This is a genomic window from Kribbella pittospori, from assembly GCF_004331465.1.
GTDB classification, from domain to species: Bacteria; Actinomycetota; Actinomycetes; order Propionibacteriales; family Kribbellaceae; genus Kribbella; species Kribbella pittospori.
Map to the genome: position 1 here is coordinate 367,876 of NZ_SJKB01000002.1, position 11,805 is coordinate 379,680.

Here is an 11,805-nt window from a genome sequence, read left to right on the forward strand (position 1 = left end):
GCGTACTTCGTGGGTGGTTGGTGCGACCATGTAAGAACGACTCATGGTCCACCAACCCTGCGGGAGGCCGGATGTACGGGGAACGTGATGATCTGGACCCTGCCCGGCCCGCGCACTTCGGAATCCCGCCGGATGCGCTCGCGGACGAGCGCCCGGATCCGCGGCCCGAGGAAGCACGGCGGATGGGTCTGAGCCGGCATACCGAGGAAGGCGCCGTCCTCTACTTCGCCTCGTCGCTGGACCGCGACAAGCCCCGGCACCGGATGATCGCCTGGATCCTGCTCATCACCTTCGCCGCCCCCGCCCTCTACATGCTCCTCCTCATCCTCTGACCCTCCCCCCAACACGAGCGGCTATCCCCACAGCTGTCGTCACCTCCCCGCCGCACGACCCGAGACCGGGCAACACGAGGGGATATCCCCCGCACTTGTGCCTTCTCCCCTGCCATACGACCGGAGAAGGCACAACACGAGGGGATATCCCCCCGTGTGAATGAGGTGTGGGGTCGGCGGGCAGGCCGACAGGTAGTGCAGCCGCGAGACAGCGTACGCAGGGCGCGTATGCGGCGCAGGTGCACTAGGAGTGGCCGGACACCTCCTGTCGAGCTGCACGCCCCCTGCTAGACGGCGAACTCCTGCCGGTGGCGTTGAGGGGTGGTGCCGAGGATGGTGTGGAAGTGGTGGCGGAGGGCCGCGCTGCTGCCGAAGCCGCTCTCGGTGGCGATCCGTTCGACCGGGTGATCGGTGGTCTCGAGCAACAACCTGGCCCGGTCCAGCCGCTGCCGCAGTAGCCACGCCTGCCCCGAGCTACCGGTCCGCGCCCGGAACTGCCGCGTGAAGGTACGCCGCGACAAAGCGACCGCACCCGCCCATTCATCCAGCGACACCGGCTGATCCAGCCGGGCACGAGCCCACACCATCGCCTTCTCGATCACGTCGTCGCTGGGGTCCGGCGGCACCGGGACCGGGATGTACTGCGCCTGCGAACCACTGCGATGCGGCGCGACCACGATGCTCCGTGCCAACTGCTCGGCCAACTCGACACCGTGGTGGGTGCGCACCAGATGCAGGCAGCAATCAAGCGACGCCGCCGTCCCCGCGGACGTCAGCAAATCCCCGAGGTCCGACCACAGCACATCCGCGCGCACCGTGATTCCCGGGTACCGCTCCTGCAGCCGATCCGCCCACCGCCAGTGCGTCACGATCTCCCGCCCGTCCGCGATCCCACTGGCCGCGACCAGGAACGCCCCGATGCACAACCCGACCACAGTCGCCCCGCGCGCATGCGCCCGCCGGATGGAGTCGAGCAGTACGGCGGAAGGTTCGCGATCCGGATCCCAACTCGGCAGGATCACCACGTCCGCGCGGTCCATCACCTCCAGCCCACACTCGACGCTGATCCCGAAGCCCGCGTTCGTCCGCAGCGACCCCGGTTCCTCAGCACAGACCAGTACGTCGTACTGACCTTTCGCACCCTGGCGATCGCCGAGGACCAGGCAGGGCACGGACAGATGGAACGGGCTCATCCCGTCGTAGGCGAAGACGGCGACTGTACGCATGCAACCAATATGGCCCGATCTTCAGGAACTGTGGCTCTCGGGCCAATGGTGAGCCATGCTGCTACGCCGGAAGATCGAGGTATGAAGATCACGCACATCGGCGGTCCGACCGCCCTGATCAGCCTCGGTGGGCTGAACCTGCTGACCGATCCCGCCTTCGACGAACCCCAGGACTACGAACTGCCGGGTGGGCGGGTGATGACCAAGTTGACCGGTCCGGCGGTGCCCGCCGCGGAGCTCGGGACGATCGATGCCGTCCTGCTGTCGCACGACCAGCACAAGGACAACCTGGACGACGCCGGCCGGGCGCTGCTGCCGTCCATCCCCGCGGTCCTGTCGACTCCAGGTGCAGCCACCCGCATCCCCGGTGTTCACGGCCTGGCGAACTGGGAGTCGTACGACCTGCAGCGACCGGACGGCGGTGTGCTGACGGTGACCGGCGTACCCGCGTTGCACGGTCCTGAGGGCGCGGAGGCGGTTACGGGAGTCGTCACCGGCTTCGTGCTCAGCGGCGAAGGCCTGCCGACCGTCTACGTGTCGGGCGACAACGCGTCGGTGGACCTGGTGAAGCAGATCGCCGACCGCTTCGGCCCGTTCGACGTCGCGGTTCTGTTCGCCGGCGGAGCGCGGACGACGCTCCTGGATGGAGCGCCCCTGACCCTGACGACCGAGGCCGCGGTCGAGGCCGCGCACCTGCTCGACCCCGCGGTCATCGTGCCGGTCCACACCGAGGGCTGGGCGCACTTCTCCGAAGGCCCCGACACGGTGATCGCGGCGTTCGCGGCCGCGGGACTGAGCGAGCGTCTGCGCGTCGTGGACCACGGCGTCGCGACCGCACTAACCGACGGCGTGTGATCGCCAGAACGACGTCAGGTCGGTCGAACTGACGGCCTGCGCGGCAGCCTTGAAATCGGCCGGGGTGGACACCCCGAACCAATGGTCGCGCGCGTAGGTCGTCAGCAGCCGCGCCATCGCCGGCGCCCCGATCAGCCGCTCCAACTCATGCAACATGCACGAGCCGTAGGTGTAGACATAGGTCGCGTACGACGACTGATGCGCTCCCCAGTAACCCATCGAGCTACTGATTGCCACCGGCAACGACCCCGGCCAGCACCCGGCCTGCTGGTCGCCCGTGTGCAGATCGGTCGCGTACGTCGCGAACGCCTCGTCCAGCCAGGGATCGGCGTACTCGTTGTTGCCGACGATCCCGTACCACCACTGGTGCGCCACCTCATGAACCACCGGACTCGCGGGTGAGATCAACAGCACGAACCCCGGGTACTCCATCCCGCTGAAGTTCGTCCACCGGTCGTTCAGCACCAGGTCGATCTCGCCGTACGGATAGTCGCCGAACCGCCGCCCGAAGTCGTCGATCGCCGCCACCGCTTCGGTACGGGTCTCCGCCACCGCCTCAGGACTGAGCAAGTCCGTCGCCCAGGTGCGCACCTTGATGCCGCCAGGCGACGTGGCCTCGGCGGTCCGGAACGGTCCGGCCGCCCAGGCGAAATCCCTGACCTGCTTGGCGATCGCGACACCGTCGATCAGTTCGCCGGTCGACGGTACGCCGAGCTGACCCGGGTGCAGCAGCCGGACCGCGAAGTCCGCCGCCACCGTGTAGAAGCTCTCACCGATCCCGACATCCGGATCAAGATGCCAGCCGTCACCGTCGCGCACGGCAAGCACCGGCAGCGCGTTGCCGAAGAAGCTGTACGCGCCCGACCGTCCGAACCGATCCTCCCGGTCCGGCGCAGTCATGGTGACGTCGAACCCGATCGTCGTCGGCTTCCCTGGCTCCACCGGCTCGGCAGGCACCACCTTCACCACAGTGCAGTCCGTCGTCGCCGTACCACCGGAGAAGTTGCTCACGACAACCGAAGAGCACCCGCCGGCATTGCCCCACAGCCGCAGATAGATCTCGGCCATCAGGTCCGCCGAGGTGTTCGTGAAGGAGACGCTCTCCCGCCCGGACCACGTCCTGCCATCGGCGTTGCTGGTCAGCTCCACCTGGTACGACGGCGTCCGCGGAACCTCGGCGTTCGCCGGGACGAGCAACGCAGCAGGGGCTAACAGCAACAACAGGATCCGGTGCACGACTCCCCCTCGCCGTCGGGTGGAGTCTCGGACGCTACCGGCGTTCCGGCGCCGGGTCAGGACCGGCCGGGATCCATTCGTGTACCAAGATCTCATCACCCACGTGAAGGGGGCCCCCGGCAAGCACCGCGGCCTTCATGCCGAAGCTGACGCCGCCGCCGTAGTCGGGCTGCCGCCGGTACGACGCCAGCGTCCGGGTCGGCTCCGGCCCACGCTTCTCGCCGGTCGCCTGGTCCACGGTCGGCACCGCGCACCGGATCGAGCGGGCCGAGTACCCGATCTCGACCGAGCCCGCGGACATCCGCAGCACCTTGTCCTCGGTGTGCGGTTCGGACCAGCCGGCCACGACGATGTTCGGCCGGAAGCGGTTCATCGGGATCGCGTCGCCACCGCGCTCGACGATCCGTGCATTCAGGCCGTCGAGCGACGACAGCGAGGTGATCATCAGCGCGTGCGCGTCGCCGAAGCCGGTCTGTCCCAGATGCACACCCCAGCCCGGCCGCTCGTGCTCGGGCGTGACCCGGACCAGCGCCGCCGGCTTGCCGAGCCTTTCGGTGAACCACTCGGCCGCGGCCGGGTCCTGGACGACGCCCTGGCCGAACCACTTCCCGAACAGGCTGACGTCGCGCCGCTTGCCGTCGTACCGGACCTGGATCTCGAGATCCGGTACGCCGGGGCCGGAGAACCGGAGCGCGTCGCCGTCGCTGAGGATCTCGGCCCGCAGCGCCGCCATCGCGGGCAGGCTGCGCTGGCTCAGGAACGTGCCGTCGGGCTCGACCAGCATGAAGTTCCGGTCATGCCGGAGCCCGGTCGGCCCCACCTCGGCGTGCTCCACCGGCACACCGGACAGACCCTTCACCGGGTAGTACGTCAGAGCGGCGACCTTCGCAACGGACATTGGCCAAGCCTACCTTGACTCCTGTCACTTGATCTGTTCGTTCATGTTGGATTATGTTTGATCGCGAGGAGGTCGCAATGCAGGATGTGGAAACCTTCGCCGCGGCACTGCAGCGGGTACGACGACAGGCCGGGCTGACGTACCGCGAACTGGCCGAGCGAGCGCACTACTCACACGCACACCTGGTCCGCGCGGCCGGCGGCAAGCAGCTGCCGACCTGGGAGGTGACGGCCGCGTTCCTGTCCGGCTGCGGCGTACCACCCGACCTGATGCCCGTCTGGCGCCGTCACTGGGAGACCGCGGGCCATGATCCGCAGGACGTCCTCGGCCTGTTGCAGCTCGCCACCACACTCGAAGACCTGGGCAGCGCTCTGGCCACGCTGGCCCGGCCACGATCGCTGCGGACTCTGGCCCGACTGACCGGCATCCCCCGCACCACTATTCAGGGTTGGCTGCAGGGCACCCGCCTGGCCGGCCGCGATCGACTCGACCACCTGGTGCGCGCGATCGGCGCCACGTCCGCCGAGCGTGCGGCGGTCGCACAGGCCGTTGACCGGATCAGCTCCGGAAGGTCCCCGGCGGTGCCGGCGGCGTGACGAACCCCTCCGCGTCCAGGAGCGGCGCCGCCTTCCCGGCCAGTTCGCTCAGCGGCATCACGTCGTACGGCGGCTGAGCCTTCCGGCCGGCCGCGGTCAGATCGGGCACGGAATGCGGCGACGCGACCAGGATGACGTTGCCGAACCCCTTGCCCCGCAGGACTTTCCGCTCGGCGAGCACGACGCCGTCGCCGAGCACCCCGCGGACGGTCGCCACGACCCGGCGGATGAACGGCAAGCCGGCCGATCCGTCGATCAGGTTCGCGACCAGTACGCCGGTCGGCCGCAGTACCCGCGCACACTCGGTGAAGAACTCGCCGGTGACGAGGTTCGCCGGGACTGCCTCGCGCTCGAAGGCATCCAAAATCAGCAGGTCCATCGAATCGTCGTACAACTGGGTGATCCCGGCCCGGCCGGTGACGGCGCGCACCTTGATGCCGGAGCGCTTCGGCAGCGGCAGCGCCTCCCGGACGAACTCGGTCAGGTCCTCGTCGGGTTCGAGGACGATCTGCCGCGACCGCGCCCGGGTGGCGGCGACGTACCTCGGCAGGCTCAGCGCCGCCCCACCGATGTGGACGACCGCGACCGGCTGACGCCGTGGCGCGACGGCGTCGACCACGTCGCCGATCCGGCGCATGTACTCGAACGACAGGTGGGTGGGGTCCGCGAGGTCGACCTGCGACTGCAGCGACCCGTCGACCCGCAGCACGAACGTCCCGTCGGCGTCCGCCTCGACGGTCGCAGTCCCCGATCCGACCTTGCGCTCCACCCACCCACCTTTTCACCCGAATGTGAGGAAGTCGGTCCCGCCCCAGCGTTGGTACCGGGCGCGCGGCTTGCTAGCGTCCGAAGCACACAGTCAAATCAGTTCGAGGAGCGTGTCGTGAGCACTACACCGGTGAAGGTGGCCGTTACCGGAGCCGCCGGGAATATCGGCTACAGCCTGCTGTTCCGGATCGCGAGCGGCGCGCTGCTCGGGCCGGACACTCCGGTCGAGCTGCGGCTGCTGGAGATCACCCCGGCCCTGAAGGCGCTCGAGGGTGTGGTGATGGAGCTCGACGACTCGGCGTTCCCGGCGCTGGCCGGTATCGAGATCGGCGACGACCCGAACGTCGTCTTCGACGGTGTGAACGTCGCGCTGCTGGTGGGCGCGCGGCCGCGCACCAAGGGGATGGAGCGCGGTGACCTGCTGGAGGCCAACGGCGCGATCTTCACCGTCCAGGGCAAGGCCCTGAACGACCACGCCGCCGACGACATCCGGATCACCGTGACCGGCAACCCGGCCAACACCAACGCGCTGATCGCGAAGAGCAACGCGCCGGACATCCCGGCCGAGCGGTTCTCCGCGCTGACCCGGCTCGACCACAACCGCGCCCTCGCCCAGCTGGCGAAGAAGACCGGTGCGCACACCACCGACATCAAGAAGCTGACGATCTGGGGCAACCACTCCGCGACGCAGTACCCGGACATCTTCCACGCCGAGGTCGGCGGCAAGAGCGCGATCGAGCTCGTCAACGACCAGAACTGGCTGGAGAACGACTTCATCCCGACCACCCAGAAGCGCGGCGCCGCGATCATCGAGGCCCGTGGCGCGTCGTCGGCTGCATCCGCGGCGGCCGCCACCATCGACCACACCCGCGACTGGCTGCGGGGCTCGGCCGAGGGCGACTGGCTGTCGATGGCGGTCGTCTCCGACGGCTCGTACGGCGTCCCCGAGGGCCTGATCTCCTCGTTCCCGGTGACCACCAAGGACGGCAACTGGGAGATCGTCCAGGGCCTGGAGATCAACGACTTCTCCCGCGCCCGGATCGACGCCAGCACCGCCGAGCTGGCCGAAGAGCGCGACGCGGTCCAGGCGCTCAACCTGCTCGGCTGACGCCCACCAGCACAGAAGGCCCCCGGGAGCACGCAGCTCCCGGGGGCCTTCCGCTGTTCGTCAGCGCAGCGGGTACGCGCCGATCACGGTCTGGTCCGTAACGTTGCCTCCGGCATCGACCACGTGCGCCTTCAGCGACACGGACTTCGCACCCGCCGGCGTCGCGAAGATCGCCTTGTAGGTGCGCTTTCCGGTCGGTACGACGCCGGCCTTGTGCCAGGTCCTGCCGTCGTCACCGGACACCTGCAGCTCCAGCTTGCGGATCCCCGGCAGGCTCGCGCCGGCCTGTGCGTCGACGACCACCGGCAGCACCGTCACCGGCCTGCGTTCGGCCACGTTGTGACTGTCGACCGCCGGCCGGTACCGCACTCCGAGCAGCGGCAGCAGCGTCTCCTTGGTCGTCGCGGCCGAGGAGAACGTCCAGCTGAAGTCCATCCGGGTCGTGAAGGTGGACCACGTCTGCCGAGTCAGCGACGACTCCAGCGTGTACGTCGCCTTCTCTGCCGGCAATCCAGTCACCTCGGCCGAGCCGAAGTACTGCGACTCGGCAACGACCTGACCGTCCCGGGTCAGCTTGCTGGACTCGGTGTCCGTCCGGGTGGCGCCGGTGTTGCCGTCGGCATCGGCCAGCGAGTACGCCGCGACCACCAGGTCGTTCTCGATCCGGCCGGCGTACGACGGACTGGTCGAGAAGGCGGCCGAGTTGAACCGCTGCTGGTACGACTTGCCGGCCTTGTACTCCTTGGCCGGCGACGCCAGTCGGGTGACCGTGACCGGGAACGGGTCCTCCGGATCCGTACTCGGCACGACCTCGCTGATCTCCGAGCTCCAACTGGAAGGCTTGTCGTCGAGCAGCAGCTTCGTTGTCGCCGGGGTGTCGTACGGCAGCACGACCGCCCAGCCTCCACTCGAGTGCGGCGCCGTACCGAACACGGCCCGGTCGATCTCGCGATCGCCGGTGGCGTTGAAGGACTGGTTGACCACGGCCAGGTCCTTCGCCTCGACCTTGCGATCGAGCCCGGTCGGGTATCCGCCCGGCGTCGTGTCGATCACGCCGTACAGGTACGGCGACTTGGCGAACGAGCCGTCCGCGGACGGCTTCGCCCACTGCGACGACACGTGACCTGTCATCTGCTCCGGCGGCAGCGATTCACCAACCTGTGCCGTGTGCACACCGTTGAAGTCCAGCAGCAGCGCCGACGAGAGAAGGCCGCGCACCCCGTCAGCAGCCGTCCGGTCGTACCCGATGTCGGCGACAGCGACGGCCGCATCCGCTTGCGGGACAGTGACCCTGATGTCCTTGGTCGTCCGGGCATCCAGCACCACCGTGGTGGCCTTGGTCAGCTGAACGCTCGGCTGGACCAGGGAGTAGTAGTCACCGGTGTCACCACCCGGCTTCGGGACGAACTGGTCGCCCTGCACCGCGTACTCACCCTTCTGCAACCGGATCTTCGCCGTACCGCTCGCGTCGTCGAGGAACGTGAAGACCTCGGTCTCGAGCCCGAACACCAGTCCGCTGACCGGCGCCGGCTTGCCGTCCGGCCCGATCGCGTTGACCGTCAGGTCGTAGCTCTCCTTCTCCTTGTTCACACCGATCGCGGACACGACCGAGCTGTCGCCGGCGGTCGCGGTGACCCGGCCGGAGTAGCCGCCGTCTGGGCCGCTGTGGTTCGTGTTCGACGTGGCCTGGACCGACGCGGTGCCACCGGCGGGCACGGTGACGCTGTCCGCGCTGAGCTCGAGTGCATTCGCCGGCGCCGGGTTCCCGTCCGGACCGACCAGGGTCGAGGTCAGGGCGAGGGTCACCGGCTTGTCGCCGAGGTTGCGGTAGGTCAGCGTCTTGGTGACCGGGGAGTCGTCGTTGTGCGGCCAGACCGCCGTACCGAACGAGAGACTGCCCGGCTCGGAGATCACGGTCTGCTTGATGCCCTTGGCAACGTCTATCCGGCCGGCACCTTGCTCGAACGCGGTCTGGTCGGCGGCCGGCTTCGCGGACTCCATCAGCGCGCCCTTGAGCTCGGCGGCCTTCCAGTCCGGGTGTTGCTGCGCCAGTAGTGCCGCCGCGCCCGCGGTGTGCGGGGTGGCCATCGACGTACCGTCGAGCATCAGATACTGGTCGCCGACCGGCGTACCGATGATCGCCTTCTTCGCCTTCGCCGCGACGATGGCGACACCGGGCGCGGTGACGTCGGGCTTGACCGCGCCGTCGCCGACCCGCGGGCCGCGGCTGGAGAACTCGGCCAGCTTGTCCTGCTTGTCGACCGCACCGACGGTCAGTGCGGCGTCCGCACTGCCCGGCGAACCGACCGTGCCGTCACCCGGGCCTTCGTTGCCTGCGGCAATGACGAACAAGGTGCCGGTCTGCGCGGTCAGCCGGTTCACGACCTCCTCGAGCGGGTCGATCTCCGGGGTGTCGGTGCCACCGAGGCTGAGGTTGACGATCTTCGCCTTCACCTCGGTCGCGGCCCACTCCATCCCGCCGATGATCGCGGACTCGGTGCAGCCACCCTGCTCGCAGACCTTGCCGTCGTACAGCTTGGCGTCCGGCGCGACGCCCTTGTACTTGCCGGCTGACGCGGCCGCCGTACCGGCGATCGTCGACGCGACGTGGGTGCCGTGGCCGACCAGATCCTCGGCCGGCTCCTCGGTGAAGTTCTTCGCGCCCGCGACCTGAGTGGCCAGGTCCGGATGCGAGGTGTCGATGCCCGTGTCGAGGACGGCGACCGAGATGCCCTTGCCGGTGTAGCCGGCCTGCCACGCGGCCGGTGCACCGATCTGCGGCACCGACTGGTCGAGGCTGATCTCGCGCTTGCCGTCCAGCCAGATCTTGTCGACGCCGGCTGTCGAGCGGGACGAGGTGGCACCGGCCAGGAACGCACCGGCCTTCGCCTTGTCCACCTTCAGCGCCGCGCCGTTGACGACCGGCAGCCGGCGGGTCACCGTCGCACCTGGCGCGGTCGATCGCGTCTTGGCCTGACCGGCGTACGTCACGACCAGCGGGATCGCGCCGGTCGATTTGTCGTCGTACCCGGCCTTGATCAGGCCGGTGACGTCGAACAGCCGGCGGTCCAGGTGACCCTGGGCGATCCGCTCGCGGACGTCGGACGGTACGACGTACAGGTGGTCCTTGACCCGCTGGGTGGAGAAGACGATGCCGCGGCGGCCGGCGCCCGGCTCGATCGAGGCGCGGCCCGGATCGCCGCCGTGCAAGGTGATCCGGTCACCGGTGACGAGCGTGACGCGCTGATCCGGTGCATTGCCCTTCGCCTTGGCGACCAGGGGATGTGGTTGTGCTGGAGCAGCTGATGCTTGTGCTGGGCCGGACAGCCCGAGACCCAAGGCAGCGATCGAGGCGACGGCGGCAACGCCGATACGCCTCGATCGTGGTGTGGATACCACGATGGAGACCCTCCCGTTCGGTTGTCCTCACGACGGACTGATCACCCACGCCTCACGAAGCGGAGCCGATCAGCCACACACCGTTAGATGTCCGGACCGTACCGGATGGTTTCGCGAATCGGCTGCCGTGGCATCAACCTGCACGGCCGGTGCCCGATCGGGCACCGAGCGTCAGGCGGGCGGAGCCACCGAGGCGTCCGGCTGCCCGGACCGAAGCAGGGAGTCGGCAACGAATCCGTTCGCCTTGAGGTCCTCGACCAGATCGTGGAGGAAGGCAACGGTCTCCGGACGGCGACCCTTCGTGGTGCCGACGGCCTGCCGGATCTCCATGAATCGTTGGTCGATCAGCCGCACTTCGGGGTGGTCGGCAACGAATCGCGCGATCGGCTGCCGGATCCCGGCCGCGGCCTCGAGACCTTCGGCGAGGAACACGTCGACACCTTCGTTGCCGCGGACGACAGTTGCGTTCCGCAACTCACGGGTCAGGTAGAGGTCGTACGCCGACCCTTGCTTCACGCCGATGCGGACTCCCGGAGCGTCCACCTCGTCGACGGTCGTCAGGGCCGAGTCCCGCGGTACGGCGAACACGCCTTCGATGACGACGTACGGCGCGGTGAACGCGACCTCCGTGGCCCGCGCGGGATCGACAGCGAGGAAGCAGATGTCCGCCTGGCCGGTCGCCATCGCCTCGAACGACTTCCGCGCGGCATCGAAACAGACCAGTTCCACCGGTACCTCGAGCCGCCGACCGATCTCCCGGGCGATGTCCACCGTCACCCCGCCCGGCTGCTCGGGCGTCCCCTGTGCCAGCACCGGATTCCCCAGGTTGATCGAGGCCCGCAACGCACCCGTAGGCGCCAGATCCGCACGCACATCCGTCATGCGGGCGACCCTACGTGAGGTCCTTGCGAAAGAAGACCCGGTGCCGATCCTCGACGGTCTCCCGGCCGGTTTCGACGTACCCGTGGCGCGGGTAGTAGGCGATGTTCTCGGTCATCGCCGCGTTCGTGTAGAGGGTGATCCGGTCAAAGCCACGAGCCCTCGCCTCGACTTCGGTGAAGGCCAGCAGCGCGGCACCGATGCCGCGTCCCTGCGCGTCCGGCGAAACAGCGAGCACATCCAGCAGCAGCGAGTCCGGTTCGTCCTCCAGCAACACGAGGCCGGCGATGGGCTCTCCGGTCACCCAGACCTTCCCGGCTGCGATGGCCGCGCGGTAGTCCATCACCATCGGGATCGGGGCCACGCCCATCCGCGGGATGTATCCCTCGAACGCGGTCGTCACGATCGTCGTGACCGCGTCCGCGTCCTCGGCCGTCGCGGGTCTGATCATCCGCGAATTCTAGGTCAGAGATTCTTTGGTAGAGACATTGTGTAAATCGTCGGAACA

11 protein-coding genes are annotated in these 11,805 nt (G+C 68.6%); 4 read left to right on the forward strand and 7 right to left on the reverse strand.

The genetic code is table 11. The features are described from left to right. Positions 1 to 71: 71 nt before the first annotated feature. Positions 72 to 332: a hypothetical protein gene (locus E0H73_RS08250; protein ID WP_131352892.1), complete on the forward strand. Its 261-nt coding sequence runs from the start codon at positions 72 to 74 to the stop codon at positions 330 to 332. A gap of 287 nt (positions 333 to 619) precedes the next feature. On the opposite strand, the gene E0H73_RS08255 is transcribed toward E0H73_RS08250, so the two are convergent. Then, positions 620 to 1,558, reverse strand: a complete 939-nt coding sequence (locus E0H73_RS08255; RefSeq protein WP_131352893.1) for a GlxA family transcriptional regulator — start codon at positions 1,556 to 1,558, stop codon at positions 620 to 622. A gap of 81 nt (positions 1,559 to 1,639) precedes the next feature. On the opposite strand from E0H73_RS08255, the gene E0H73_RS08260 reads away from it, so the two are divergent. Next, a complete protein-coding gene (locus E0H73_RS08260; protein ID WP_131352894.1) occupies positions 1,640 to 2,413 on the forward strand; it encodes an MBL fold metallo-hydrolase in 774 nt (257 codons plus the stop codon). On the opposite strand, the gene E0H73_RS08265 is transcribed toward E0H73_RS08260, so the two are convergent. Both E0H73_RS08265 and E0H73_RS08270 read right to left on the reverse strand, forming a co-directional pair. Beyond that, positions 2,396 to 3,649: a M1 family metallopeptidase gene (locus E0H73_RS08265; protein ID WP_202867256.1), complete on the reverse strand. Its 1,254-nt coding sequence runs from the start codon at positions 3,647 to 3,649 to the stop codon at positions 2,396 to 2,398. The two genes, E0H73_RS08260 and E0H73_RS08265, sit on opposite strands and share 18 nt — an antisense overlap. A 34-nt stretch (positions 3,650 to 3,683) precedes the next feature. Continuing rightward, positions 3,684 to 4,547, reverse strand: a complete 864-nt coding sequence (locus tag E0H73_RS08270) for an MOSC domain-containing protein (protein WP_131352896.1) — start codon at positions 4,545 to 4,547, stop codon at positions 3,684 to 3,686. 77 nt (positions 4,548 to 4,624) lie between these two features. On the opposite strand from E0H73_RS08270, the gene E0H73_RS08275 reads away from it, so the two are divergent. Next, a complete protein-coding gene (locus tag E0H73_RS08275; RefSeq protein ID WP_202867257.1) occupies positions 4,625 to 5,143 on the forward strand; it encodes a helix-turn-helix domain-containing protein in 519 nt (172 codons plus the stop codon). On the opposite strand, the gene E0H73_RS08280 is transcribed toward E0H73_RS08275, so the two are convergent. Beyond that, a complete protein-coding gene (locus E0H73_RS08280) occupies positions 5,106 to 5,912 on the reverse strand; it encodes a spermidine synthase (RefSeq protein ID WP_131352898.1) in 807 nt (268 codons plus the stop codon). The two genes, E0H73_RS08275 and E0H73_RS08280, sit on opposite strands and share 38 nt — an antisense overlap. 114 nt (positions 5,913 to 6,026) lie before the next feature. On the opposite strand from E0H73_RS08280, the gene E0H73_RS08285 reads away from it, so the two are divergent. After that, complete coding sequence (locus E0H73_RS08285; protein WP_131352899.1) at positions 6,027 to 7,019, forward strand: malate dehydrogenase; 993 nt, start codon at positions 6,027 to 6,029, stop codon at positions 7,017 to 7,019. A 60-nt stretch (positions 7,020 to 7,079) separates the two neighbouring features. Here E0H73_RS08285 and E0H73_RS08290 read toward each other — a convergent pair whose 3' ends face one another. From E0H73_RS08290 to E0H73_RS08300, 3 genes are all read right to left on the reverse strand, one after another. Further along, a complete protein-coding gene (locus E0H73_RS08290; RefSeq protein ID WP_131352900.1) occupies positions 7,080 to 10,418 on the reverse strand; it encodes a S8 family serine peptidase in 3,339 nt (1,112 codons plus the stop codon). 171 nt (positions 10,419 to 10,589) lie between these two features. Continuing rightward, positions 10,590 to 11,300 (reverse strand): transporter substrate-binding domain-containing protein, encoded by a 711-nt coding sequence (locus E0H73_RS08295; protein ID WP_131352901.1) that lies wholly within the window; start codon positions 11,298 to 11,300, stop codon positions 10,590 to 10,592. 10 nt (positions 11,301 to 11,310) lie between these two features. Continuing rightward, a complete protein-coding gene (locus tag E0H73_RS08300) occupies positions 11,311 to 11,748 on the reverse strand; it encodes a GNAT family N-acetyltransferase (RefSeq protein WP_131352902.1) in 438 nt (145 codons plus the stop codon). Positions 11,749 to 11,805: the final 57 nt, after the last annotated feature.

Excerpts from the sequence above, each read along its gene's own strand:
- E0H73_RS08270 (WP_131352896.1), bottom strand. The coding sequence starts at position 4,547 with ATGTCCGTTGCGAAGGTCGCCGCTCTGACGTACTACCCGGTGAAGGGT.
- E0H73_RS08275 (WP_202867257.1), top strand. The coding sequence starts at position 4,625 with ATGCAGGATGTGGAAACCTTCGCCGCGGCACTGCAGCGGGTACGACGA.
- E0H73_RS08250 (WP_131352892.1), top strand. The coding sequence starts at position 72 with ATGTACGGGGAACGTGATGATCTGGACCCTGCCCGGCCCGCGCACTTC.
- E0H73_RS08260 (WP_131352894.1), top strand. The coding sequence starts at position 1,640 with ATGAAGATCACGCACATCGGCGGTCCGACCGCCCTGATCAGCCTCGGT.
- E0H73_RS08295 (WP_131352901.1), bottom strand. The coding sequence starts at position 11,300 with ATGACGGATGTGCGTGCGGATCTGGCGCCTACGGGTGCGTTGCGGGCC.
- E0H73_RS08300 (WP_131352902.1), bottom strand. The coding sequence starts at position 11,748 with ATGATCAGACCCGCGACGGCCGAGGACGCGGACGCGGTCACGACGATC.
- E0H73_RS08255 (WP_131352893.1), bottom strand. The coding sequence starts at position 1,558 with ATGCGTACAGTCGCCGTCTTCGCCTACGACGGGATGAGCCCGTTCCAT.